Raw genomic sequence first — 23,387 nt, 5'->3', positions numbered from 1 at the left:
CATAAACAGAAGAAGCCCGGCATTTGACCGGGCTTTTTTTATTTCGGCGGCGTACCGTTATCGGCAAGAACATCACCGACGAGATAGAGAGAGCCGCCGATCAGGATGCGCGGCGGATGGGCCTGTTCGAAAGCGCCTTCTTTGATTGCCTCCAACGCGTCGCTGACAGTCGACATCGGTTCTGCGATGAGGCCAGCATCATAGGCGGCATTCGCGAGGATAACCGGATCGATCATCGCGTCACTGCCACGAATCGGTACGCAATAGACCTTCTCAGCCAAGCCCTTGAAAGCCTTGAAATAGCCCACCGGATCCTTGGTGTTGATCATGCCGATGATCAGAAAGAGCGGCCGCGGCTGCTTTTCCTCGAAATTCGCCATTGCTTCGGCGATGACTTCGCCGGCCCCGGGGTTGTGCCCGCCATCGACCCAGATTTCCGCCTTTGCCGGAGCATTGACCATCAGGTGTCCGTCGCCCAGACGCTGAAGACGACCAGGCCATTCGACCGACAGCAGCGCCTTTTCCATCATCGTTTCGGTGACCGTGAAGCCGGCAGCCTTGACGGCACGGATCGCCGCAGCGGCATTGGCATACTGGTGGCGACCGGGAAGCCGCGGCAGCGGAAGATCAGCGAGGCCGAACTCATCCTGGTAGACGAGCCGTCCGTATTCCTCATGCGCCATGTAGTCCTGACCGAAGACGGCCGTCGGGCAGTTTAGCCGTTCGGCGGTCGACATCAGCACGTCGAGAGCGGCATCATATTCCTGCTTGCCGATGACAACGGGATGCCCACGTTTCATGATACCGGCCTTCTCCGCCGCGATCAGCTCAACACGATCACCAAGGTAAGGCTGATGGTCTAGCGAGATCGGCATGATGACCGAAACCGCGGGATCGGAGATGACGTTCGTCGCATCGAACCGGCCGCCGAGGCCAACCTCGATAATGGCGGCATCAGCCGGATGCTCTGAAAACAAAATGAAGGTGACAGCCGTCAGGATCTCGAAAACAGTGATCTTCTGTCCATCATTGGCAGCCGCGACACGTCGCACGGCCTCGGCAAAAACGGCATCATCCACCAACTGCCCGCGACCGCCTGTGACACCGATCCTATAGCGTTCGTGCCAGTTTACGAGATGCGGAGAAGTATGGACGTGGGCGCTGTAGCCGCCAGCTTCCAGCAGGGCGCGGCTAAAGGCCGTCACCGAGCCCTTGCCGTTCGTGCCGGCCACGTGAATGACGGGCGGCAGTTTCTTCTGCGGATCACCAAGAACGGAAAGCAGGCGGGTAATACGGTCCAAGGACAGATCAAAGCCCTTGGGATGCAATCCCATGAGCTTATCGATTTCCTGCGCTGCTTCGCTCACTACGGCTTGGCCCCTTGGTATCATCGCGCGACCTGCCTAATTGGATCAGGCGCTCGCGGCTATCGCGAGCGTCCCGCTTTCCTTGTTGAGGTTTGCCGCAGGCTTCTTGGTCAGGATTTTCAGGACACGCGCCAGCGTATCCGGAATATCGTGGCGCTTGACCACCATATCGACCATGCCGTGTTCCAGCAGGTATTCCGACGTCTGGAAGCCTTCCGGCAGCTTTTCGCGGATCGTCTGCTCAATGACGCGCTTGCCGGCAAAGCAGATTTCCGCGCCAGGCTCTGCAAGATGCAGATCGCCGAGCATCGCATAAGACGCTGTAACACCGCCCGTGGTCGGGTTTGTCAGAACGACGATGTAGGGTAGTCCCGCTTCCTTCAGCATGTCGACGGCAACCGTCGTGCGCGGCAGCTGCATAAGCGACAGGATGCCTTCCTGCATGCGAGCGCCACCCGATGCCGGGAACATGACCAGCGGGCATTTTTCGGCGATGGCGCGCTCGAATGCCTTCACGATTGCCTCACCGGCCGCAATGCCGAGCGAACCGCCCATGAAGTTGAACTCGTGGACGACAGCCACGAGCTTCAGGCCACGAACCTTGCCGACACCGGCAACGATCGTGTCTTCCTGCTCGGTCTTGATGCGGCTGTCCTTCAGGCGATCCGTATATTTCTTGGAATCGCGAAACTTTAGCGGGTCCTGCGCGACCTTCGGCTGGACAAGCGCTTCATAGGCACCGTCATCGAAAAGATCGGCAAGGCGAGCCTTCGCCGGCATCTTCATGTGATAGCCGGAGGCCGGAATGACCCACTTGTTGTCTTCCAGATCCTTATGGAAGACCATCTCACCCGTTTCCGGGCACTTGATCCAGAGGTTCTCCGGCACTTCGCGGCGGCCCAGCATGGAATTGATGCGGGGGCGGACGTAGTTGGTGATCCAGTTCAAGTCGAAAACTCCTGATTGACTCTTGCCAATGTGGGGAAACTATTCGGCAGCAACAAGGCGCGCCGAACGTGTACCCGTTGACAGTCCACGAACAAGCGTGGCGACGGCCTGGACGGTATCGGCGGTCGCCTTCCCATCCTTGGTGAGGCTCGTTGCCACCTGATTGACGATTGCGGTGCCGACAACGACGCCATCGGCCGAGCTGCCGATGACCTTTGCATGGTCGGCGGTCTTGACGCCGAAGCCGACGCAAACCGGCAGATTGGTATGCTGCTTGATGCGCTTGACGGCACCCGATACGAGCGAGGGATCCGGTAGCGCCGACCCGGTGATGCCGTTCATCGAGACGTAGTAGACGAAACCGGACGTGTTCCGCAGAACGGTCGGCAAACGCTTCTCGTCGGTCGTCGGCGTTGCCAGACGAATAAAATTGATCCCCTTCTTGAGGGCGGGGATGCAGAGTTCGTCATCCATTTCAGGCGGAAGATCGACGACGATCAGGCCATCGATACCGGCGGCCAGCGCATCATCCAGGAACTTCTCCACGCCATAGATGTAGATCGGGTTGTAGTACCCCATCATCACGATCGGCGTCGCGTCATCGGTCTTGCGGAAATCGGCTGCAAGCTGCAGCGTCTTCTTCAACGTCTGGCCACCCCTGAGAGCGCGCTGGCCAGCCATCTGGATCGCCGGGCCGTCGGCCATCGGATCGGAGAAAGGCATTCCGAGCTCGATGACATCGGAACCCGCCTCCGGCAGCGCCTTCATGATGCCGAGCGAGGTTTCGTAGTCCGGATCACCGCCCATGAAATAGGTAACGAGTGCCGGCCGGCCTTCCGCCTTCAGATCGGCGAAGCGTTTGTCCATACGTGCGGTCATGACTTACTCACCCATTCCCAGAATCTTGCCGACAGTGAAGATGTCCTTGTCGCCGCGGCCGGAGAGGTTCATCAGGATGATCTCGTCCTTGCCCATCTTCGGGGCGCGCTTGATGACTTCGGCCAGTGCGTGCGACGGCTCCAGTGCCGGAATAATGCCTTCGAGGCGGGTGAGCGTCTGGAAGGCTTCAAGCGCCTCGTGGTCCATGATCGGGACGTATTCGACGCGACCGACGTCGTTCAGGTAGGAATGCTCAGGGCCGATGCCGGGGTAATCGAGACCAGCGGAAATCGAGTGGCCTTCCTTGATCTGGCCGTCGCCGTCCTGCAGCAGGTAGGTGCGGTTGCCATGCAAAACACCGGGCGAACCAGCAGTGATCGAGGCGCAATGTTCGTCGCCACTCAGGCCCTTGCCGCCAGCTTCAACGCCGACAATTTTGACGCTTTCATCATCAAGGAACGGATGGAAGATACCGATCGCATTCGAACCGCCGCCGACGGCAGCGATGACGAGATCCGGCAGGCGTCCTTCGGCTTCCAGGATCTGCTCACGCGCTTCTGTGCCGATGACGGCCTGGAAGTCGCGGACCATTTCCGGATAGGGATGCGGGCCGGCGGCCGTACCAATCAGGTAGTAGGTGTCGTCGACGTTGGTGACCCAGTCGCGCAGCGCCTCATTCATCGCGTCCTTCAGCGTGCCGTGGCCTGCGGTCACCGGCTTTACTTCAGCACCGAGGAGCTTCATGCGGAACACGTTCGGCGCCTGACGCTCTACGTCGGTAGCGCCCATGTAAACGACGCAGGGAAGGCCGAAACGGGCAGCGACGGTTGCGGAGGCAACACCATGCTGGCCGGCGCCGGTTTCGGCGATGATCCTCGTCTTGCCCATACGCTTGGCAAGCAGGATCTGGCCAATGCAGTTGTTGATCTTGTGCGAGCCGGTGTGGTTCAGCTCTTCGCGCTTGAAGTAGATCTTCGCGCCGCCGAGCTCAGCCGTCAGGCGCTCAGCGAAATAGAGTGGGCTCGGGCGGCCAATATAGTGGGTGCCAAGCTGCTTCAGCTCTGCCTGAAATTCCGGATCGTCCTTTGCCTTGTTCCACTCGTCCTGCAGGTCGAGGATCAAAGGCATCAGCGTCTCGGCGACGAAACGGCCGCCGTAAATGCCGAAACGGCCATCTTCGTCAGGGCCGGAACGGAAGGAATTCGGTTTTGGCGTCTGGTTCACTCTCAACTCCCTGAGGCCGTTTCGGGCTGACAGGCCCATTCGACCGCATCGAAAAACTCATCGATCATTGCCACGTCCTTGACGCCCGGCGCGCTTTCGACACCGGAGGACGCATCGATCCCGGGCGCCTTTGTTATGGCGAGCGCCTCGGCAATGTTAGCTTTGTTCAAGCCACCGGAAAGCATGTAATCCACACTGTCGTCAAGCCAAGAGAGCAGGCTCCAATCGAAGGAAACCCCGTTGCCGCCGGGTAAATCCGATCCCTTCGGAGGCTTGGCATCGAAGAGGAAACGATCGGCAATGCCGATATAGGCCTCCACTCGCTTCAGATCATCGGCCGTCCGCACGGAGAAAGCCTTCATGACCGGCAGCCCATACACCGCCTTGATGGTCAAAACGCGCTCCGGGCTCTCGTCGCCGTGCAATTGAAGAATATCGGGCTTCAAGAGTGCCACGATCTCATCGAGATCGTCGTTGCTCGGATTGACGGTGACGGCAACGATCTTGGCTTTGCCACGCGCCGGCTCCGCCAGCTTGCCCGCGATATCGGGCTCGACATAGCGCGGGCTCTTTTCAAAGAAGATGAAGCCGATATGCGTGGCACCCCGCGCCAGGGCGCGATCGATCGTTTCGGCCGTCTTCAGCCCACAGATTTTGATATCCGGTTTCATGGCAGCGGAGTGACACGAAAAGCGCTTGGAGTCGAGCCAAATCGCGACAAAAGCTGAATTTTGCGAGGCTTTGGTCAGTCGAAATCGATGGCGTGAAGCTGGCTGCCATGGCGCTTCAACCAGGCCTTCGCCTCTTCCATGTGCGGACAGAGCTTCCTGCAGAGCGCCCAGAAGCGCGGTCCGTGGTTCATCTCCCTGAGATGGGCCACTTCATGAGCCGCCAGATAGTCGACGACGGACGGCGGTGCCATGACGATGCGCCAGGAAAAGCTCAAATTTCCCTCCGACGAACAGGACCCCCAGCGGCTGCGGGTATCCTTCATGGAAATCGACCTGATCGGTGCGCTGATCGAACGGGCATGCAGCGTTGCCAGCCGTTCTAGGTCCGCCCTCGCCTCCTTTTTCAGGAAGGTTGCTATGCGGCGTCCGAGATGCTCGGGCATGCCACTGACCTTCAAGACAGGCTTGCCATCGACCACAATCGCTTCCGTCAGCCCGCGAAGGCTGCCCGTGTGATGAATATGGTGCGACAGGCCACGAAAGAGGATGGTGCCTCCGTCATGCAAGCCGGAGTCCGCTTTGAACTTGGCAAGCTTGGTGAGCAACCAACCCTGATGACGGTCCAGAAACGCGTTCACCTCACGCTGAGCCAGTCCGCTCGGGATCGTCATCTTCAAAGCACGACCACCGGGTTCGATGCGCAACGTGATACGCGTCGCCCGCTCGTGCTGCTTGATCGTCAACGGCATCAGGCGGCCAGCCACATCGAGCGTCCGGGTCTCGGGCGGAGCGGGCTTCCGGGCACTGCGACGTGGCTTTGCAAGGAGCGAGAACATGGGCATTTTCTATATGATTCGCGGGAATTCTTTGCAAAGAAAAGCCGGCATCATCGATGCCGGTTCAAGTTTCAGTGCTGGACAGTGCTGGAATTAGGGAGTCTGGTATTCTGCTACCGGCCCGTTGTCGTCACGCTTGGCGTTCTTACGATCGCGCATGAAGCGGTCAAACTCTTCCTGGTCCTTGGCGCGGCGCAGCTCGCGTACGTAAGAATCGAATTCCTCACGCATCTCATCAAGCTTGCGGCGTTCCTCTTCCAGCCGGTCGAGCTCGGCCTTGCGCCAATCATCGAAAGCGACATTGCCCGTCGAGAAATGCGGGCGATAGCGGCCATGCGAACGTCGGCAGCCGGCAAAGAATCCGTCGGCGGCGCTGTTGGCGTCGCGCTTGAAACCGCGCAGACGCTCCCCAAAGATGATGTAGGCGAGCATGGCGAGACCCAGAGGCCAGAAAACCACGAAGCCGAGGATCATCAGGGCAATGGTAGCCGGAGTCCAATCCGGGCGAAGCAATGCTGACTGGTTCATCGTGCGGTGTTCCTCGCATTTTCCGCGTCCGGCGAGATACCGAACGCTGGAATCGATGTGGTTACACCCCTGGCCCGCTTCAAGGCGATGCGTGTCCAAAATCGGACAACGCATTGAAATGAAAACGCTAATTCAGATACCTCTAAATCACGTGGATTTTCCGCCTTTGATAACCCTCTTTACGACAGGCTTTCCTGTCCGCGCGTGTTCCTTCACGAAGTTGACGATGCGCGGCGCGATTTCCCTACGGAAGCGAGAGCCGTTGAAGACGCCGTAGTGGCCGACATCGGGCTGCAGATAGTGCATGCGCATATTTTCGGGAATGTTGACACAGATCGTCTGCGCGGCCCTTGTCTGGCCGACGCCGGAGATATCGTCGTTCTCCCCTTCTACCGTGAGAAGTGCCACGTTGCGGATCGCAGTAGGATCGACGAGCTTGCCACGGTGGAGGAGTTCGCCCTTCGGCAGGGAGTGCTTGATGAACACCTGGTCGACCGTCTGAAGGTAAAACTCTGCCGTCAAATCCATGACGGCGAGATATTCGTCGTAGAAGTCGCGGTGCTTTTCGGCCGGCTCGCCGTCGTTCTTCACAAGGTGCATGAAGAATTCCTTGTGCGCTATAACATGCCGATCGAGGTTCATCGACATGAAGCCGGACAATTGCAGGAAGCCAGGGTAGACCGGGCGCATGAAACCCGGCTGCGGCCAAGGCACGTTCATGATGACATTATCCGCAAACCACTCCAGCGACCGTTCCTTGGCAAGCTGGTTGACAGCTGTCGGATTGATGCGTGTGTCGATCGGCCCGCCCATAAGCGTCATCGACGAAGGCGAGAACGGGTCGTTCTCCGCTTCCATCACGGCAGCGGCCGCGAGGACCGGCACGGAAGGCTGACAGACCGCAATCACATGCGTATCCGGGCCGAGGAAGCGCAGCATCTCGATGACATAGTCGACATAGTCGTCAAAATCGAAGGTGCCTTCCGTCATCGGCACCATACGGGCATCTATCCAGTCCGTGATGTAGATGTCGGCGCTTGGCAGCAGCGCTTCGACCGTACCGCGCAGCAGCGTCGCATAGTGACCGGACATGGGCGCCACTATAAGTATGCGGGGATCGGGTGCATGACCGATTGGAACGTTGCGCGCGAAATGGAGCAGATTGCAGAAGGCTCGCGACCATACGATCTCTTCCCGCACCGCAACCTTTCGGTCGCCAATGGCGGTATCGGTCAGATCAAACGAAGGCTTGCCGTAGCGACGGGTCGTACGCTCGAACATTTCGAGACTTGCCGCCACCGTACGCCCCCAGGGCGTCTGCGAAATTGGATTGAACGGATTGGCATAGACCATGCGCATGATATCGGCGAAAGCACGATATGGCGCCAATGCAGCATGGTTCAATTCATAAAGCTGATAAAACATGAGATGCGCCACCTTTCTCTAATCTGGAAGACGACGCCGATTGAAAAGGCACGGGATTCTTTCCAACGACGTGCTGGCACCTTAACGCAGACTAACAGGTTTTTGTTGCGCAGCAACATTGCCATCCGCACCGCAAAAAGAAATGCCGAGGAAATCTCCCCCGGCATGATGGTGCGCTCGAATGTTTAATGATCGCAGAATGGACCTCAGCGATCGGCCAGGAAGGTCTGCTTTTGCGTGCCCAAACCTTCGATACCGAGCTCCACGACATCGCCAGCCTTGAGGAAACGCGGCGGCTTCATGCCCATGCCGACGCCCGGTGGCGTGCCCGTCGAGATCACGTCGCCCGGATGCAGTGACATGAACTGGCTGAGGTAGGACACCACAAAGGCTACGCCATAAACCATCGTTTTCGACGAGCCGTTCTGCATGGTTTCGCCATTAACCTTCAGCCACATGCCGAGGTTTTGCGGGTCGGCGATCTCGTCCTTGGTCACGAGCCAGGGGCCGATCGGACCGAACGTGTCGCAGGACTTTCCCTTGGTCCACTGGCCGGCGCGCTCGGTCTGGAAGGCACGCTCCGAGACGTCGTGGGAAACGCAGTAGCCGGCAACATAATCAAGCGCGTCGGCTTCGCTGACATACTTCGCTGTCTTACCGATGACGACACCGAGTTCCACTTCCCAATCGGTCTTCTCCGAGCCGCGAGGAATAAAGACATTGTCGTTCGGGCCCACGATCGCCGATGTCGCCTTCATGAAGATGACGGGCTCCGGCGGCACGGTAGCTCCGGTTTCGGCAGCGTGATCGGAGAAATTGAGGCCGATGCAGATGAACTTTCCGGTGCCGGCAACACAGGCGCCAATGCGACCCGGTGCAAGTTCGGGCAGGCCCTTCGGATCGACAGCCTTCAGCTTAGCCAGGCCCTCAGGTGAGATGGCATCGCCGCCAATGTCCGAAACGTGCGCCGACAGATCGCGGATCTTGCCATCGGAATCGAGTATCGCCGGCTTTTCGCGACCAACCTCTCCAACACGCATAAGCTTCATGACATTTCCTCCTCAGCAAGATCGACGCTTTATTGATCACCTATGAACGAGATATTCACCGGTGTCATTATGGCTTTTTGCCGAAGCGGTACGCTCCTTCAGAAAATTTCGCCCAGATCGGGTCCTGCCGGTACGATTCTCGTCGGGTTGAGGCTTTCGATCGAATAGTAGCCGCGCTTGATATGGTCGAAATTGACCGTTTCGGCGATACCCGGCCAGTCGAGCATCCGCCGGCAGAAGCGGCGAAGATTGGCGTAGTCGGAAAGATGCCGCAGATTGCATTTGAACAGCCCGTGATAGGCGACATCGAAGCGCGCCAGCGTCACAAATAGGCGAATGTCGCTCTCGGTTGGGTGATCGGCAAACAAGAAGGGCCGATCGCCGAGCTCTTTCTCCACCCAGTCGAGGCACTCAAATACGCCGGCGAACGCTTCCTCATAGGCAAGCTGTGTGGTGGCAAAGCCTGCACGGTAGACGCCGTTGTTGAGGCTCGAATAGATCCGCTCGTTGAAAGCATCGATCTCAGGACGACGAGCAATGGGATAAAGATCGATCGGATTGCTAGCAAGATCGTCGAAACCGTCATTCATCATCCGCAGAATGTCAGCTGACTCGTTGTTGACGATCGTCTGCAACTGTTTGTCCCAGAGCACGGGCACTGTCGCGCGCCCGGTAAAATCTGGTGCCGCGCTGGTATAGATCTCGTGCATATAGGTTGCGCCCTGGATATGGTCCTGCGTTGCCCCCTGATAATCGCCGAACCGCCAGCCCTGCTTCGTCAATGCGGGCTCGACGATGGAAACCGAGATGGCCGATTCGAGCCCCTTCAGCTTTCTGCCGATCAGTGTTCGCGACGCCCAAGGGCAGATGTAGGCGACGTAGAGGTGGTAGCGCCCCGTCTCGGCTTTAAAGCCGCCTTCTCCCGCCGGGCCTGCAGCACCGTCCCGCGTTACCCAATTGCGGAAGCTAGACGTCTGGCGAACAAAGCCGCCCTTCTCATCCTTCGCCTGTACCGGCTGCCAATCTTCCGTCCATTTACCATTTACGAGCAAGACGCTTTCCTCTGATTGCTGATTTTGGGCAAACTTAGCGTGCTTTTACGCGAGCGGGAGGCCACCATTGTTGAAACAGACTGTCCACCGACCGCGGAGCAAAGCTCGCTTGCCAAGTCGATTGGATGGGGCCTAAGACAGGCGAGATGGAGATTGATATGCCTGTTTCAACATCTACGGTCGCTACCGCACACGCCAGCAAATATCTTCAGCAACTCTGCAAGCACTGGGGCCACAAGTTTGCCGTGGAATTCACGGCGGAGCATGGTCGCGTGCCCTTCAGTGACACCGCGGAGGTAACGTTTGTGGCCGATGCGGCTGCGCTTCATGTGACGCTATCGGTCGCCGAGCCGTCACAGCTTGAGCGATATGAGACTGTCGTCGCCGACCATTTGAAGCGATTTGCTTTCCGTGAAGAGCTCCAGATTACTTGGAATGCCTGACAAACCACACTCGGAAGAGCCATGACAAAGAGCAACAATCGCGAATCCCAATACCCAATCAATCCTTTGTTCCTGGAGCGGTGGTCGCCGCGTGCTTTTACCGGCGAAGTGATCGATGAAACAGAGCTTCTGACGATCCTGGACGCCGCCCATTGGGCACCGTCATCCGCCAACCAACAGCCCTGGCGATTCATTTATGCGCTCAATGGCTCCGAGGATTGGGACAAATTCGTCGGGCTCCTCGTCGAATCCAATCAGGAGTGGGCAAAGAATGCTTCGGCCCTGATCTACGTTGTCTCAAGGGGGTTCAACGGCGATTTCTCCGAAGGAAGGACGAGCTATACGCATTCCTTCGACGCCGGTACCGCTTGGGGTTATTTCGCGCTTCAGGCTCGGCTTTCGGGTTTCTACGCCCACGGCATGGGCGGTATCAAGCACGAAGAGATCCAGAAAACCTTTTCGATCCCCGAGGGCTATCGGGTCGAGGCAGGCATCGCGGTCGGGCGCCTTGCTGACAAGAGCGTGCTTTCGGAGCGGAATCAGGAACGGGAGGTCCCGAGCCAGCGCAAACCTCTTTTGGAGGTCGCGTTTCGAGGCAAGTTCATCGCGAACTAGTCCTTACGACAAGGCCCCGCGTCGAAGCGTGGGGCCTTGAAGACACGCATCTCGTGTTGCGTACGGAGCTTAAATATCGAGGTTCGCAACGCTCAGTGCGTTGTCCTGGATGAACTCCCGGCGGGGCTCGACTTCGTCACCCATCAGGCGAGCGAACAGGCCATCAGCGTCCGTCGCGTCCGTGACCTTGACCTGCAGCAGGGAGCGAACATTCGGATCGAGCGTCGTTTCCCAGAGCTGTTCGGCATTCATCTCGCCAAGACCCTTGTAACGCTGCATCGTCAAGCCCTTGCGGCCGCTTGCAAAAATCGCGTCCAACAGCGCCCGTGGGCCGGAAATCTCCACGTCGCCGTCGCGTCGGGAGAGTGACGGAGGTATCTGATAGATCTCTTTCAGGCGAGCCGACAGCTGATCGAGAAGCCGCGCGTCCTGGGAACCGATCAACGCCATATCGAGCACGACGACTTCCTTCACGCCGCGAACCATGCGCTCAAGCTTGAGGCCGCCTTCGCTGGTCAGGCCACCTTCCCAACCGCGTTCGGTCTCCTCAGCAATCAGGTCGAGGCGTCTGGCAACGTCACCGGCGAGCTGTTCTGCCCTCGAGCGGTCGCTGACGGCTTCCGCATTGAGAGCACCGGCAATCGCTGCCTGTTCGACGGCAGCGCGATTGTAGCGTGAGTGCAGATTGTCGAGGAGCGCGCGAAGGCGCAGTGCATCGCTGATCACCTCGCCAAGGTCTTGGCCGGTTCGCACTTCGCCGCTCCCGAGCTTCAAGGCAGCGTCTTCCAAACCCTGACCGATCAGGTAATCCTCAAGGGCCTTCTCGTTCTTCACGTACTGGATCGATTTGCCGCGCGAGACCTTATAAAGCGGCGGCTGGGCGATATAGAGATGACCGCGTTCGATCAATTCCGGCATCTGACGGAAGAAGAAGGTCAACAGCAGCGTACGAATGTGCGCGCCGTCGACGTCAGCATCCGTCATGATGATGATCTTGTGGTAGCGCAGCTTTTCGGCATTGAACTCATCCTTGCCGATGCCTGTGCCGAGAGCGGTAATCAGCGTGCCGATTTCCTGGCTGGACAGCATCTTGTCGAAACGAGCGCGTTCGACGTTGAGGATCTTGCCGCGCAGCGGCAGGATCGCCTGGTTCTCGCGCGACCGGCCCTGCTTGGCCGAACCACCTGCCGAGTCGCCCTCGACGAGGAAAACTTCCGACTTGGCAGGATCGCGCTCCGAGCAATCGGCAAGCTTGCCGGGCAGAGAGGCAATGTCGAGTGCGCCCTTGCGGCGGGTCAGTTCGCGTGCCTTGCGGGCAGCTTCGCGCGCTGCGGCAGCTTCGACCACCTTGCCGACCAGGACCTTGGCTTCGGTCGGGTGCTCTTCCAGCCACGTGCTCAGCGCTTCGCTGACGAGGTTCTCGACAACCGGGCGAACTTCCGAAGAAACCAGCTTGTCCTTGGTCTGCGACGAAAATTTCGGATCCGGCACCTTGACGGAAAGAACGGCGGTCAAGCCTTCGCGGCAATCGTCGCCGGTCAGCGTCACCTTTTCCTTCTTCGTGATGCCGGACGTATCGGCGTAGGAGGTGATCTGACGGGTCAGCGCGGCACGGAAGCCGGCCATGTGCGTACCGCCGTCGCGCTGTGGAATGTTGTTCGTGAAGCAAAGGACGTTCTCATGGTAGCTGTCATTCCACCACATCGCGACTTCGACGGTAATACCGTCCTTCTCGCCGCGAATCGCCACCGGCTTGTCGACGAGCGGCTTCTTGGCACGGTCGAGATAGGAGACGAAGGCTTCCAGGCCACCGTCATAGATCATCTCTTCCTGCCTGACATCCGAATGACGCTTGTCGCTGAGCAGGATGCGAACGCCCGAGTTCAAGAACGCGAGCTCGCGCAAGCGATGCTCCAGCGTGCCGTAATCGAATTCGGTCATCGTGAAGGTTTCGGAACTCGGCATGAAGCTGACTTCCGTGCCGGTTTCATTGCCAGCGTCGCCTATCACCTTCAACGGCGCATCGGCTACGCCGTGCGTGAAGCTCATCTCGTGAATCTTGCCTTGACGGCGGATCTTCAGCCTCAGCCAGACGGACAGCGCATTGACAACGGAAACGCCAACACCGTGCAGACCACCGGAAACCTTGTAGGAGTTCTGGTCGAACTTACCGCCGGCATGCAGCTGCGTCATGATGACTTCGGCCGCCGAAACGCCCTCACCGCTATGGATGTCCGTCGGGATGCCGCGGCCGTTGTCGGTGACGGTGACCGAACCATCGGGATTGAGCGTTACCGTCACGATATCGGCGTGGCCTGCGAGCGCTTCATCGATCGCGTTGTCGACGACTTCGTAGACCATGTGATGAAGACCCGAGCCGTCGTCGGTGTCACCGATATACATACCCGGGCGTTTGCGCACTGCATCGAGGCCCTTCAGAACCTTGATCGAGTCTGCGCCATATTCGGTGCTAACGCCGTTTTCCGTCGTGGGTATATCGGTCATACTTTTCGAGAATTTCCCTGTTGTCGGGGCAGAGGGGAGACTTGCGAATCACCTGCCTTTTACATGCCAGAATATAGGGTTTTTGATCCAAGTTCCCAATGCCAGCGCGCTCAAACTGGCTATAAATCAGGGGATTATGACCGTTTTCCGTCCGCTTTTCCGCCGTTTTCGAGAATGCTCGTCAGTTCGCCAAGCGTCGTTTGGTCAAGATCGCGTATACGCCCCGCCAGAAGGTTCGCAAATGCGGTATGTTCGGCCGATAATCCCGACGTATCCACGACCACGCGGGGGTCCGAGGAGCGGGCCAAAAGGAAGAGTTCTTCCGCCTCATCCCAGATAATGTTGAAGTAGCCGGCGATACGCTGCAGCAGATCGAACGTCGGCAAACCGCGTCGTCCGTGTTCGAGTGCCGACAGATAGGCTGGGGACACATTGAGAGCCGCCGCCATCTGTTTTTGCGAGACGCCCTTGCGTTCGCGCAGCTTACGGACAGCCTCACCGAACGGCGTCACGATCTCTCTCCGTGGCGGCGTGACAGCCGGATGTAGAGGGCGCCCTCGCCGCCGTGATGGTGGGCTGCCGTTTCATAAGACGAGATGAAATAGCGAAACTCCGGCTTCGAGAACCACATCGGGACGGCGCGCTTCAGAGCACCTTCGCTACCGAGTGAACTGCCCTTACCGGTGATCACCAGGACATGTCTCATCCCTCGCTCGTGGGCTCGCATCAGGAATTCGAGAAGCAATATATGAGCTTCGCTTTGGACCAGCCCGTGCAGGTCGATACGGGCTTCCAATGGCAGGCGGCCTTTGGCGATCTTCCGCTTGACCGGTCTCTCAAGCGGGTGGTGGACACCGGACCGTGTTTTAAGAGCTACCGGAGCAGCCGGCTCGGCCTCACCTTCGGAAGGTTGCTTCGGGCTTGCTGCGGTCTGTTTTTCAACCTCTGCCTCTGTCAGAAACGCGTCGAGCTCGGCCAGTTCATCCTTCTTGCCGGGCATTGGGCGTGTGCTCCGCGCCACCTTGCCCCAAAGTATCCTATCGTCGGTGTTGAGCTTCCGATCTCGTGCCATCAAGCGAACCTCGCTGCGGCTGCATTGGGAAGCAGGACGACGAAGTCGGCATCATGGCGCACCGTTCCAGCGAGCTCTCCTGCCTGATCCCCCGATCCGGTGAAAATATCACCCCTCGCCGGCCCGACGATGGCGGAGCCGGTGTCGAGAGCAAGCATTAGTCGCGCGAACGGCTTGCATCCATCGAGATGGACGAGATTTTCGGAGCGAATGAAAAACGGGAAGCCAAAGGTGTGAATGAGCCGATCGACGGCCAGCGAACGTCCGGCAATCAGCGGCACTTTTGCCGCAGCAACAGGGCCGGCGTTCAGATCTGCTGCCGGGACCTCACGGAAGAAAATGTAGGAGCGATTGTGCCACAGAACCTCATCCACCTGATGCGGATGGGCGCCAAGCCACCGTCGAATGGTCTGCATTGAAATCTCGGATCGTTCGATTTCTCCGCGCTCGATGAGTAGCTTGCCGATCGCCGAGAAGGGATGTCCCGCCTTCCCGGCATAGGTAATACGTCCGATGCTCCCGTCCGGGTAGCGCAAGCGCGCGGCACCTTGAACATGGACGAAGAAGACATCGACCTTCGACTTCGCCCAAGCAATCTCCAATCCTCTGCCCGCCAGGAAGCCTTCATCGATCGCGCGCCGATCCGGATAGGCTTGAATGCTGCCGTCGCTCAGCCGGCCGAAGGCGTAGCTTTCGGGCAGACACGCAGGACGATTGCCCGCATCAATATCGATCAGATCATCAGGGCGGCGATAGAAGGGAAAGCGATATTCGTCATCCGGCATAGCCGAGACCATAATCTCAGGCTCGTAGAAGGCGGTGACGAAACCTGAATTGCCATCGGCGCGGAGTATTCTGAACGGTCGACAGTGTGACTGGAAGAAGGCCCGGGCATCGGATGCCGACGAAATGCTCTCGGTCCGCGCTGCTTCGAGCAACGGCAAAAGGTCCTGCGCTGTCAAGCCGAGTGAGCCTGTCCGATACGGCTTGATCTCAATGATCTGCCGCCGGCATGCTTCCATCCCTTCAAAAAGGCCGGAGGGATCATCATCCATCCAGCCTTCCAGATCATCGAAGCGTATTGCTTGAAGGGCAAAGCCCGGCTTGTCTTCACTCATGTTCCGATTCAGTGGCCACGAGTTTCCAGTTGGGATCGCGGGAGCGAGTATCGCGCGCGAACGTCCAGAGATCATTGACCTCAGCAACGTTCTCCGCGTCGCCATCGATGAGCTTGTCGCTCTTGTCGTAGGTGGCCGAGATCAGTTGGCTGACGATACGGACGGTAATCTGGACTTCCGTGCCCTTGATCTCGGCGCTGGCGATCTCCGCCTTATCGATACCAACGAAGGTCGACTTCACCTTCTCACCCATAGACTCACGATCAGAGATGGCGGCGTCGAAGCCGTCATAGACCTCGCGCGACAGGAGATTCTTCAGTGTCTTACGATCACCATCCGCAAACGCCATCACGATCATCTCATAGGCCATTCGTGCACCGTTCACGAATTCCTTCGGATCGAAAGAGGCGTCGGCCTTGTTTATTTCGCGGAGAGACGCGTTGAGCGCGGTGCCAGCCGGAGCGATAGCATCGATGGCGGCGAAGCGATCGTCTTCTTCGCCCGATGCGTCGCGCCGCGGCAGTGTCACCACTTTTCCAGCGTCGGGAGACTCCGGCCCCATAGCATCGCGCGGCGTATAGAGATCGCGTGGAGGCTTCTCATTGCCCGTACGGCGGCCGAGAACACTGCGCAGCTGCAGAAAAATCAGCACCGCTGCGACAAGAAAAAACAATGTGATGAAGTCGTTTGAACCCATATCCCGCCGCAGCCGCTGTTAACTTCCCTGATTTGTACTCCCATATAGTCCGCCTATACAGATGATTCAAATAGGGTCGGCAACGCGACCCTCCAACGGAGTCCGGCTCAGGCCGGAGTAAGACAATGCCTTTGAAGATCTTGCCTGGTTTTCTGCTGCTGCTTCCGCTCGCCGAGATTGCCGGTTTCGTGCTTGTCGGAAAGGCGATTGGGCTTTGGCCGACGCTAGCGCTTGTCATTTTGAGCTTTATGGTCGGCATGACCTTGCTCAGACGCCAAGGCATCGGGATCCTTCGCCGTATGTCGGCCGAGGGGCGAAACGGCATGGTGCCGGGCCGCGAACTGCTTCGCCCAGCCATGTTCGTGATCGCCTCATTGTTGTTGATGGTCCCCGGTTTCATCACCGACATCATAGCGTTGCTGATCTTCATTCCAGCGCTGCGTGATCTCGCCTGGCAATATGTCAGCCGCCGTTTCGTTGTCGTCGGTTCAACAAGCGGCTTCAAAGCGTCAAGTCGCGCCAAAGACTCCAAGATCGTCGACCTTGACGACGAGGATTATCGACGCGAACCCAACGACAATTCTCCCTGGTCAGGGAAGCATCTCGGCGAGTGACTTAACACCCGAGCCGCCCGATTGTCCCAGGGTTGTAACACCATGCCCGAAATGATAGAGCGGCACCATCCAATGCCCTCGAGGAAAAGCCAATGGCCGACGAAAACAGCAATAACGGTGCAACGAGCCCGAGCCTTACCATCCTTGCCCAGTACACCAAGGATCTCTCCTTCGAAAATCCGGGTGCTCCGCGTTCGCTGCAGGCACGTGACAAGGCTCCGGCCATCAACATCAATGTCAACGTCAACGCCAATCCGCTCTCCGATACGGATTTCGACGTTGTTCTGTCTCTGAACGCCGAAGCCAAGGATGGCGACAAGACGGTCTTCCATACCGAACTCGTCTATGGCGGCGTCTTCCGGATTGCCGGCTTCCCGCAGGAGCACATGCTGCCGGTTCTCTTCATCGAGTGCCCGCGTATGCTCTTCCCATTCGCACGTCAGATCATTGCCGACGTCACGCGCAATGGTGGCTTTCCGCCGCTGATGATCGATCCAATCGATTTCTCTCAGATGTTTGCGCAGCGCGTTGCCGAAGAGCAGGCGCGTGCCAAGGTTCAGGCGACCACGAACTAACAGCACGCGCATAGCACGCTGAAACAAAATGAAATGCCCGGGTCTGCCCGGGCATTTTTAGTTTGTGAGATCGTATTTTCCCCAAATACCCTTCGCGCCGAGTTTGGCAATCAGTGCGTCATGGGCTTGCTGCTCGGCTTCGCTGAGACGCGGCGCAAGGGGGCGTGGTCGTTCGAGCGTGGCGATGATGATCTCTTCGACCGCGACTTCCTGACCGGCCGTGCTTACAGCGTTTCCGAGCCCAAGGGCGGCCTGACGACCGCCGATCATTTCGATGTAGACATCGGCAAGCAGTTCGGAGTCGAGAAGCGCGCCGTGCTTCGTTCGATGTGTATTGTCGATGCCATAGCGACGGCAAAGCGCATCGAGTGAATTGGGGCCCATCGGATGCTTGCGGCGCGCCATCGACAGCGTATCGAGCACGCGGTCGGGCAGGATTGGCGGCAAATCAAGTCGGGCTAGTTCCGCGTTTATGAAGCCCATATCGAATGTGGCGTTATGCGCGATCCACTTCGCGTCGCCAAAGAAATCGATAATTTGCTGCGCGACATCTGCGAACGACGGCTTGTCCTTCAGGAATTCATCGGTGATGCCGTGCACGGCAAGCGCATCCGGGTGCACTTTCTGGTCGCCTGGATTGATGTAGATGTGGATCGTATTGCCGGTCGGGAAATGATTGAAAAGCTCAATGCCGCCGATCTCGATAATGCGGTCCACACGGTTGTCCAGGCCCGTGGTTTCCGTATCGAAGATGATTTCACGCATTCCGGAAGTCCCCGTTGGCGAGCCGCCGCTTCAAGTCCGAGACGATCTCCGCGACCCGCTTTCTGGCCGTTTCGATGCTATGCCCCGTATCGATCACATAATCGGCCCTTGCTCGCTTTTCCGTATCTGGCGTCTGGCGCGCAAGAATCATGTTGAATTTCTCCACTGTCATACCCGGCCGCGCAAGTACGCGTTCGCGCTGTATCTGTGGATCACAGCTAACGACCACGATCACATCGATCCTGCTCTCGGCTCCTGTTTCAAATAGTAGCGGGATATCAAGCAGCACCATCGGCGAGCCGCGTTGGCGCTCGCGTTCAATGAACTCCGCCTCACGCTTTCTGACGAGCGGGTGGACGATGGCTTCAAGGCGCTTGAACCCATCAGCGCTTCCAACCAGCTGGCGAGCCAGTTCCTGCCGATCGACAGCACCGTCTTTCATTGTTCCGGGAAAGGCAACATTGACGAGCGGCGCCGCCTCCCCCGCATAGAGATCATGGACTGCCGCATCGGAATCATTCACGGGCACTCCGGCTTCCGCGAAAAGCTTTGCCATCGTTGATTTGCCCATCCCAATCGAGCCGGTCAGTCCGATCCGCAACATCAATGCTTGTCCATGTCCTTGATAATGAGCGCACGCAGTTTCTCGTCGACCTTGGGACGATGTCCGAACCATTTCTCGAAACCTGGAACGGCTTGATGCAACAGCATGCCAAGACCATCGATAACAGCAAATCCTTGTCGTTCGGCTTGGATAAGGAAAGGCGTCTTCAGAGGGACGTAGACAATATCCGTTACAACTGCGTCGGACAGCAGCGACGAAAAGTCGATCTCTGGCGCATCCTCACCGTCCATGCCCAGTGAAGTCGTGTTCACGAAAAGGCCGGCACCGCGCATGACTTCTGACAGAGCCGCCATCGAATGCGCGTTTACACTCGGCCCAAAGCGATCTGCCAATTCCTTGGCACGTTCGACCGTCCTGTTGACCAGATGAATTTCCTTGATGCCTCGATCGCGCAGCGCCTGGATGATCGACCGGCTCGCGCCACCGGCACCGAGGACCACAGCCGACTGGGCCTTGTCCCAGCCTGGATGCCGCTCGTCCAGATTTGCAGTGAAGCCGCGTCCATCCGTGTTCGTCGCCTTGAGCCGGCCCTCCTCCATCCAAAGCGTATTGGCTGCACCGAGCTCCTCAGAAAGTGCATCCGGATCGTCGGCGAGCTTGAATGCCATTTCCTTGTGCGGGATGGTGACGTTGCCGCCTACGAAGCCCGAGTCGCCGCTCTTCATCGACGCGATAAAGGCTGGAAAATTGGCCGGTGCTACTTCATGGGCGCGATATGATCCCGGGAGCTTAAGCGTCTTCAACCAGTAACCATGAATGAGAGGCGATCGGGAATGCTTGATAGGAAAGCCCGTAACGAAGGCCTGCGGGCCAAGTGTTTCACGTGAATCATCCATCAATCGCACCCAATTCTCTCAGCTTCTCCAACAACGGTAACATCGGCAGTCCCAGGATTGTAAAATAGTCGCCCTCGATCCGCGAAAACAATTGAAGCCCCTCTCCCTCGAGTTGGTAAGCACCAACGCTCGCAAGCGCTTTCTCTCCGACGCGCATCAAATGCCGTTGGATGAAGTCGGCATCGAGCGAGCGCATCGTAAGCTCGGCGTGCGAGACATGCTCCCAGACGATGTCGCCGTCGTAGGCGATCGCAATCGCGCTGTTCAGCCGGTGCGTCTTGCCCGACAACACTTGAAGGTGGTTCGCGGCATCGGCCATGTCCTTAGGCTTATGAAAGGTCTGTGGGCCGAGAGACATTGTTTGATCCGAGCCGATCACGAAGCAGGCAGGAAACCGATCGCTGACCTCCTTGGCCTTCGCCTTGGCAAGAACGAGGGCGACGGCATCCGGCGTTGCGCCTTGGCGTTCGAAAGGTGCTTCGACTGCGCGCTCGTCGATGTGGGCAGCATGAGCCTCGAACGCGAGACCAGCGTTTTGCATCAGCATATGGCGGAACGGACTGGAGGATGCGAGAACAAGTTTGGGTGTCATGGAGCCTCGAACGGGTCTGGTGCCGTTGCGCTTAACGCAGCTTCGGACGGAGAGCAACAATTGCAGCCGCCGTCTCCTCGATGGAGCGGCGCGTCACGTCGATGAGGGGCCAATTGTGCCGGGCGCAGAGCGATCGCGCATATTTCAGCTCCTCTGATATAGCGGCTCGGTCGGTATATTCCCCGCGATCAAAACCCGGCGTTGCTCCGAGGATACGGTTCTCGCGGACCTGGGAGATGCGGTCAGTCGTGGCGATCAGGCAAACGATCAAAGGCTTGGTCGCGGCGAACAAGCTCTCTGGGAGCGCCACGCCATAAACGACCGGGATATTGGCGGTCTTGATGCCGCGATTGGCAAGGTAGATGCTCGTCGGCGTTTTAGACGTTCGACTGATGCCGATGATTACAACATCGGCATCGTTATAGTCGTCCGGCATCTGACCATCGTCATGATCCATCGTGAAGTTAAGCGCTTCGATGCGGGCGAAATAGCCTGCGTTCATCACGTGCTGGGCGCCAACGCGCCGACGCGACGGCGCACCGAGATAGATCTGGAAAGCGTTCATGACCGGTTCCAGCACGTTCACCGACGCAACACCCATCTCTGCGCAGCGTTGGTCAATGAAAGTCGCGAGCTCTCGGTCGACAATCGTGTAGAGAACGATACCCGGCTGGCTGTCGATCGATTGAAGAACCTGCAAAAGCTGCTTGCGATTGCGGACAAGCGGATAGACGTGCTCGATCGGCTGCGCGGACTTGAATTGAGCCGATGCCGCGCGCCCGGCGGAAATTAGCGTTTCGCCAGTCGAGTCAGAAATCAAATGCAGATGGAAGAAGTTCGTGCGGTTCTCCACGCTATTTTCCGTGACCTGTTGAAAAGACTGGACAACGGAGAGCTAAGAGGCCCAGCGGGTGTTAGGCAAGGGAAAACATGCCACCTTTTCCACAAATCGAATTTCGTGGGAGCTGACAAACGCGGCTTGTTGGTTCTGTGGATAGCGGCTGCTAATTCGAACATGATCTATATTTTTTCCACAGCTTTGTCTCACCTGCGATGCCTTTTATGCAGTTGGAATAATTCGTATTTTCTGACTTTTCCACGATCTCAGGCAAAGAGGCCGACACTCAATTGCTGCGAGCTCGTGGAGGCGCGACAAAAGGCTCCGGCAGTGGATGAATTTTAATCCTTGATAGAAACAGACTCTAAGAAATAGAAACCTTTTAAAATATCTTAGATTTTTTATAGGGATGAAGCGCGTGGGTGAAAGCCGCCGGAAAATCATGAGGGTCTTGGATGGCGAAACGCTCAGCCCTCCGCCAATATGGCTGATGAGGCAGGCAGGACGATACCTTCCTGAGTATAGGGAGACGCGGGCGAAGGCCGGAAGTTTCCTTGATCTCTGTTATTCTCCTGAGCATGCTGTAGAGGTGACTCTCCAGCCCATTCGCCGCTACGGCTTTGATGCGGCCATTCTCTTCTCTGATATCCTGGTGATCCCAGATGCAATGAAGCGCAACGTTCGCTTCACGGAGGGGCATGGACCGGAGATGGATCCAATCGATGAAACCGGAATCGATAGGATCGAGACAGATCATGTCATCGACTACCTCAAGCCTGTTCTCGAAACGGTGGAGCGCTTGCGGCGCGAGCTGCCTGCCGAGACGACCCTGCTTGGCTTCTGCGGAGCTCCGTGGACGGTCGCGACCTACATGATCGCCGGCCACGGCACGCCCGACCAAGCTCCTGCACGGCTCTTTGCCTACAAGCATCCGAAGGCCTTCGAACATCTGCTTGCCGTCCTGGCAGAGGTTTCGGCCGACTATTTGGTCGCGCAGATTGATGCAGGAGCCGATGCCGTACAGATCTTCGATTCCTGGGCTGGTGTTCTCGGGGAGCGGGAGTTTGAGGCGTTCGCGGTGAAACCTGTTGCGCGGATGATCGCCTCCATCAAAGCGCGTCGGCCTAGTGCTCGGGTCATCGCCTTCGCCAAGGGTGCCGGCTTCCTGCTGAAGGATTATCGCCGGAAAACGAACGCCGATGCGATCGGACTTGATTGGTCCGTGCCTCTGGATTTCGCAGCTGAGCTGCAAAAGGACGGAGCTGTCCAGGGCAATCTCGATCCGATGCGGGTCGTTGCCGGCGGCTTGGCGCTCCAGGAAGGTATCAATGACATCCTCGAGAAGCTTGGTGACGGCCCGCTGATATTCAATCTCGGGCATGGCATCACGCCCCAGGCCGACCCTCAAAACGTCCAGCTGCTCGTCGAGCATGTCCGCGGATGGAGGCGATAGCTGATGGAAAAGCAGACTGACGAAAAGCCTGGCGTCTATGCGCGTCGTCGCGCGCATTTCGCGATTCTGTTCTTCGCATTTCTGGCTGTTGGGCTATTTCTCTGGAATCCTGATAATCTCTATCTCTGGATCAAGGCGCTTCACATTATCGCGGTGATTTCGTGGATGGCCGGCCTCTTCTACATGCCGCGGCTTTTCATCTATCATACCGATGCGGAACCGGGTTCGACGCAGTCGGAGACCTTTAAGGTGATGGAGCGTCGCCTGCTGAAGGTAATCATGAATCCGGCGATGATGCTGACTTGGATCTTCGGCCTTTATCTCGCCTGGTCGGTCTACGGTTTTCACGGCGGCTGGCTGCACGCGAAGTTGGGTCTCGTGGTGCTTCTGACCGGCATTCACATCTTCTTCTCACGTGCGCTCAAGACGTTCGAACGCGATGAAAACCGACGGTCGGCGCGCTACTGGCGTTTCATGAATGAAGCACCGACCCTGTTGATGATCGCGATTGTCATTCTGGTCGTGGTGAAGCCATTCTGATGAAAGACCTTTCGGCTAAATTTGCTTGATTTTAAGCAGCCCCCTTGCGGCGGTGACCCTTACTCGCTATTTTCGCTTCACCTCATCCTTGTGGCATGTATGTAAAGTTCGATCGTCTGC

Annotated in this window: 26 protein-coding genes; 6 read left to right on the top strand and 20 right to left on the bottom strand. The window is 57.9% G+C overall.

Going from position 1 to position 23,387, the window contains the following annotated elements:
* Nucleotides 1-38: 38 nt before the first annotated feature.
* From NBG89_RS16990 to NBG89_RS16945, 10 genes are all read right to left on the bottom strand, one after another.
* Nucleotides 39-1,391 carry a bifunctional folylpolyglutamate synthase/dihydrofolate synthase gene (locus tag NBG89_RS16990; RefSeq protein ID WP_431320903.1) on the bottom strand — a complete coding sequence of 451 codons (1,353 nt, stop codon included), beginning with the start codon at nucleotides 1,389-1,391 and terminating at the stop codon, nucleotides 39-41.
* Nucleotides 1,392-1,412: 21 nt separating this feature from the next.
* Entirely contained in the window at nucleotides 1,413-2,315 is a 903-nt protein-coding gene (accD, locus tag NBG89_RS16985) for an acetyl-CoA carboxylase, carboxyltransferase subunit beta (RefSeq protein WP_431320902.1), read from the bottom strand.
* Nucleotides 2,316-2,354: 39 nt separating this feature from the next.
* Nucleotides 2,355-3,194: a tryptophan synthase subunit alpha gene (gene trpA, locus NBG89_RS16980; protein WP_431320901.1), complete on the bottom strand. Its 840-nt coding sequence runs from the start codon at nucleotides 3,192-3,194 to the stop codon at nucleotides 2,355-2,357.
* A gap of 3 nt (nucleotides 3,195-3,197) precedes the next feature.
* On the bottom strand, nucleotides 3,198-4,418 hold the full coding sequence (gene trpB / locus NBG89_RS16975) for a tryptophan synthase subunit beta (protein ID WP_431320900.1): 1,221 nt from the start codon (nucleotides 4,416-4,418) through the stop codon (nucleotides 3,198-3,200).
* 2 nt (nucleotides 4,419-4,420) lie between these two features.
* Nucleotides 4,421-5,089, bottom strand: coding sequence for a phosphoribosylanthranilate isomerase (locus tag NBG89_RS16970; RefSeq protein ID WP_431320899.1), 669 nt, complete (start codon nucleotides 5,087-5,089; stop codon nucleotides 4,421-4,423).
* Nucleotides 5,090-5,163: 74 nt separating this feature from the next.
* On the bottom strand, nucleotides 5,164-5,925 hold the full coding sequence (locus tag NBG89_RS16965; RefSeq protein ID WP_431320898.1) for a M48 family metallopeptidase: 762 nt from the start codon (nucleotides 5,923-5,925) through the stop codon (nucleotides 5,164-5,166).
* A 93-nt stretch (nucleotides 5,926-6,018) separates the two neighbouring features.
* Entirely contained in the window at nucleotides 6,019-6,453 is a 435-nt protein-coding gene (locus NBG89_RS16960; RefSeq protein ID WP_088693194.1) for a DUF2852 domain-containing protein, read from the bottom strand.
* Nucleotides 6,454-6,600: 147 nt separating this feature from the next.
* Nucleotides 6,601-7,878, bottom strand: a complete 1,278-nt coding sequence (locus tag NBG89_RS16955) for a polyhydroxyalkanoate depolymerase (RefSeq protein ID WP_431320897.1) — start codon at nucleotides 7,876-7,878, stop codon at nucleotides 6,601-6,603.
* Nucleotides 7,879-8,084: 206 nt separating this feature from the next.
* Nucleotides 8,085-8,927, bottom strand: a complete 843-nt coding sequence (locus tag NBG89_RS16950; protein ID WP_088693192.1) for a fumarylacetoacetate hydrolase family protein — start codon at nucleotides 8,925-8,927, stop codon at nucleotides 8,085-8,087.
* Between the two features lie 98 nt (nucleotides 8,928-9,025).
* Nucleotides 9,026-9,979, bottom strand: coding sequence for a glutathione S-transferase family protein (locus tag NBG89_RS16945; protein ID WP_431320896.1), 954 nt, complete (start codon nucleotides 9,977-9,979; stop codon nucleotides 9,026-9,028).
* A gap of 146 nt (nucleotides 9,980-10,125) precedes the next feature.
* On the opposite strand from NBG89_RS16945, the gene NBG89_RS16940 reads away from it, so the two are divergent.
* Complete coding sequence (locus NBG89_RS16940) at nucleotides 10,126-10,422, top strand: DUF2218 domain-containing protein (protein ID WP_431320895.1); 297 nt, start codon at nucleotides 10,126-10,128, stop codon at nucleotides 10,420-10,422.
* Between the two features lie 21 nt (nucleotides 10,423-10,443).
* On the top strand, nucleotides 10,444-11,037 hold the full coding sequence (locus NBG89_RS16935; protein WP_431320894.1) for a nitroreductase family protein: 594 nt from the start codon (nucleotides 10,444-10,446) through the stop codon (nucleotides 11,035-11,037).
* 69 nt (nucleotides 11,038-11,106) lie between these two features.
* Here the strand turns inward: NBG89_RS16935 and gyrB are convergent, their stop codons facing one another.
* The 5 genes from gyrB to NBG89_RS16910 form a co-directional block, all read right to left on the bottom strand.
* Nucleotides 11,107-13,542: a DNA topoisomerase (ATP-hydrolyzing) subunit B gene (gene gyrB, locus NBG89_RS16930; protein ID WP_431320893.1), complete on the bottom strand. Its 2,436-nt coding sequence runs from the start codon at nucleotides 13,540-13,542 to the stop codon at nucleotides 11,107-11,109.
* Nucleotides 13,543-13,676: 134 nt separating this feature from the next.
* Entirely contained in the window at nucleotides 13,677-14,054 is a 378-nt protein-coding gene (locus NBG89_RS16925; RefSeq protein WP_431320892.1) for a helix-turn-helix domain-containing protein, read from the bottom strand.
* Nucleotides 14,051-14,614 (bottom strand): Smr/MutS family protein, encoded by a 564-nt coding sequence (locus NBG89_RS16920; protein WP_431320891.1) that lies wholly within the window; start codon nucleotides 14,612-14,614, stop codon nucleotides 14,051-14,053. The genes NBG89_RS16925 and NBG89_RS16920 overlap by 4 nt, the downstream gene beginning before the upstream one ends.
* Nucleotides 14,614-15,732, bottom strand: a complete 1,119-nt coding sequence (mltA, locus tag NBG89_RS16915) for a murein transglycosylase A (RefSeq protein ID WP_431320890.1) — start codon at nucleotides 15,730-15,732, stop codon at nucleotides 14,614-14,616. The genes NBG89_RS16920 and mltA overlap by 1 nt, the downstream gene beginning before the upstream one ends.
* Complete coding sequence (locus NBG89_RS16910) at nucleotides 15,725-16,429, bottom strand: Tim44/TimA family putative adaptor protein (protein WP_431320889.1); 705 nt, start codon at nucleotides 16,427-16,429, stop codon at nucleotides 15,725-15,727. The genes mltA and NBG89_RS16910 overlap by 8 nt, the downstream gene beginning before the upstream one ends.
* A 125-nt stretch (nucleotides 16,430-16,554) precedes the next feature.
* Between NBG89_RS16910 and NBG89_RS16905 the strand changes: the two genes are divergently transcribed.
* Together NBG89_RS16905 and secB are read left to right on the top strand one after the other, a co-directional pair.
* Nucleotides 16,555-17,043 (top strand): FxsA family protein, encoded by a 489-nt coding sequence (locus tag NBG89_RS16905; protein ID WP_431320888.1) that lies wholly within the window; start codon nucleotides 16,555-16,557, stop codon nucleotides 17,041-17,043.
* Between the two features lie 92 nt (nucleotides 17,044-17,135).
* Nucleotides 17,136-17,618 (top strand): protein-export chaperone SecB, encoded by a 483-nt coding sequence (gene secB / locus NBG89_RS16900; protein WP_016556856.1) that lies wholly within the window; start codon nucleotides 17,136-17,138, stop codon nucleotides 17,616-17,618.
* 57 nt (nucleotides 17,619-17,675) lie between these two features.
* Here the strand turns inward: secB and dnaQ are convergent, their stop codons facing one another.
* The 5 genes from dnaQ to NBG89_RS16875 are packed head-to-tail and all read right to left on the bottom strand — an operon-like array spanning nucleotide 17,676 to nucleotide 21,289.
* Nucleotides 17,676-18,383: a DNA polymerase III subunit epsilon gene (gene dnaQ / locus NBG89_RS16895; RefSeq protein WP_431320887.1), complete on the bottom strand. Its 708-nt coding sequence runs from the start codon at nucleotides 18,381-18,383 to the stop codon at nucleotides 17,676-17,678.
* Nucleotides 18,376-18,987, bottom strand: coding sequence for a dephospho-CoA kinase (coaE, locus tag NBG89_RS16890; protein ID WP_431320886.1), 612 nt, complete (start codon nucleotides 18,985-18,987; stop codon nucleotides 18,376-18,378). The genes dnaQ and coaE overlap by 8 nt, the downstream gene beginning before the upstream one ends.
* The gene (locus tag NBG89_RS16885) at nucleotides 18,987-19,844 is read right to left on the bottom strand and encodes a shikimate dehydrogenase (RefSeq protein ID WP_431320885.1); all 858 of its coding nucleotides are present in this window, start codon (nucleotides 19,842-19,844) and stop codon (nucleotides 18,987-18,989) included. The genes coaE and NBG89_RS16885 overlap by 1 nt, the downstream gene beginning before the upstream one ends.
* Nucleotides 19,837-20,436: a Maf-like protein gene (locus tag NBG89_RS16880; RefSeq protein ID WP_431320884.1), complete on the bottom strand. Its 600-nt coding sequence runs from the start codon at nucleotides 20,434-20,436 to the stop codon at nucleotides 19,837-19,839. The genes NBG89_RS16885 and NBG89_RS16880 overlap by 8 nt, the downstream gene beginning before the upstream one ends.
* 31 nt (nucleotides 20,437-20,467) lie before the next feature.
* Nucleotides 20,468-21,289 carry a pyruvate, water dikinase regulatory protein gene (locus NBG89_RS16875; protein ID WP_431320883.1) on the bottom strand — a complete coding sequence of 274 codons (822 nt, stop codon included), beginning with the start codon at nucleotides 21,287-21,289 and terminating at the stop codon, nucleotides 20,468-20,470.
* 403 nt (nucleotides 21,290-21,692) lie between these two features.
* On the opposite strand from NBG89_RS16875, the gene hemE reads away from it, so the two are divergent.
* Both hemE and hemJ read left to right on the top strand, forming a co-directional pair.
* On the top strand, nucleotides 21,693-22,727 hold the full coding sequence (gene hemE / locus NBG89_RS16870) for a uroporphyrinogen decarboxylase (RefSeq protein ID WP_431320882.1): 1,035 nt from the start codon (nucleotides 21,693-21,695) through the stop codon (nucleotides 22,725-22,727).
* A gap of 3 nt (nucleotides 22,728-22,730) precedes the next feature.
* Nucleotides 22,731-23,267, top strand: a complete 537-nt coding sequence (gene hemJ, locus NBG89_RS16865; RefSeq protein WP_431320881.1) for a protoporphyrinogen oxidase HemJ — start codon at nucleotides 22,731-22,733, stop codon at nucleotides 23,265-23,267.
* Nucleotides 23,268-23,387 lie beyond the last annotated feature (120 nt).

Origin of the sequence: Rhizobium sp. YTU87027, from assembly GCF_050644135.1 — a bacterium.
Taxonomy (GTDB): domain Bacteria; phylum Pseudomonadota; class Alphaproteobacteria; order Rhizobiales; family Rhizobiaceae; genus Rhizobium.
Note: the sequence above shows the minus strand (reverse complement) of the source record. Positions and strands in the feature narration are given on the sequence as shown.

Bases quoted from the DNA above. Each gene is read 5' to 3' on its own strand.
- NBG89_RS16970 (WP_431320899.1), bottom strand. From the start codon at position 5,089: ATGAAACCGGATATCAAAATCTGTGGGCTGAAGACGGCCGAAACGATC.
- NBG89_RS16940 (WP_431320895.1), top strand. From the start codon at position 10,126: ATGGAGATTGATATGCCTGTTTCAACATCTACGGTCGCTACCGCACAC.
- coaE (WP_431320886.1), bottom strand. From the start codon at position 18,987: ATGTTGCGGATCGGACTGACCGGCTCGATTGGGATGGGCAAATCAACG.
- NBG89_RS16935 (WP_431320894.1), top strand. From the start codon at position 10,444: ATGACAAAGAGCAACAATCGCGAATCCCAATACCCAATCAATCCTTTG.
- gyrB (WP_431320893.1), bottom strand. From the start codon at position 13,542: ATGACCGATATACCCACGACGGAAAACGGCGTTAGCACCGAATATGGC.
- mltA (WP_431320890.1), bottom strand. From the start codon at position 15,732: ATGAGTGAAGACAAGCCGGGCTTTGCCCTTCAAGCAATACGCTTCGAT.
- hemJ (WP_431320881.1), top strand. From the start codon at position 22,731: ATGGAAAAGCAGACTGACGAAAAGCCTGGCGTCTATGCGCGTCGTCGC.
- NBG89_RS16885 (WP_431320885.1), bottom strand. From the start codon at position 19,844: ATGGATGATTCACGTGAAACACTTGGCCCGCAGGCCTTCGTTACGGGC.
- dnaQ (WP_431320887.1), bottom strand. From the start codon at position 18,383: ATGCGTGAAATCATCTTCGATACGGAAACCACGGGCCTGGACAACCGT.
- secB (WP_016556856.1), top strand. From the start codon at position 17,136: ATGGCCGACGAAAACAGCAATAACGGTGCAACGAGCCCGAGCCTTACC.
- NBG89_RS16910 (WP_431320889.1), bottom strand. From the start codon at position 16,429: ATGGGTTCAAACGACTTCATCACATTGTTTTTTCTTGTCGCAGCGGTG.
- NBG89_RS16990 (WP_431320903.1), bottom strand. From the start codon at position 1,391: ATGATACCAAGGGGCCAAGCCGTAGTGAGCGAAGCAGCGCAGGAAATC.
- NBG89_RS16965 (WP_431320898.1), bottom strand. From the start codon at position 5,925: ATGTTCTCGCTCCTTGCAAAGCCACGTCGCAGTGCCCGGAAGCCCGCT.
- NBG89_RS16960 (WP_088693194.1), bottom strand. From the start codon at position 6,453: ATGAACCAGTCAGCATTGCTTCGCCCGGATTGGACTCCGGCTACCATT.
- NBG89_RS16920 (WP_431320891.1), bottom strand. From the start codon at position 14,614: ATGGCACGAGATCGGAAGCTCAACACCGACGATAGGATACTTTGGGGC.
- trpA (WP_431320901.1), bottom strand. From the start codon at position 3,194: ATGACCGCACGTATGGACAAACGCTTCGCCGATCTGAAGGCGGAAGGC.
- NBG89_RS16905 (WP_431320888.1), top strand. From the start codon at position 16,555: ATGCCTTTGAAGATCTTGCCTGGTTTTCTGCTGCTGCTTCCGCTCGCC.
- NBG89_RS16880 (WP_431320884.1), bottom strand. From the start codon at position 20,436: ATGACACCCAAACTTGTTCTCGCATCCTCCAGTCCGTTCCGCCATATG.
- NBG89_RS16950 (WP_088693192.1), bottom strand. From the start codon at position 8,927: ATGAAGCTTATGCGTGTTGGAGAGGTTGGTCGCGAAAAGCCGGCGATA.
- NBG89_RS16955 (WP_431320897.1), bottom strand. From the start codon at position 7,878: ATGTTTTATCAGCTTTATGAATTGAACCATGCTGCATTGGCGCCATAT.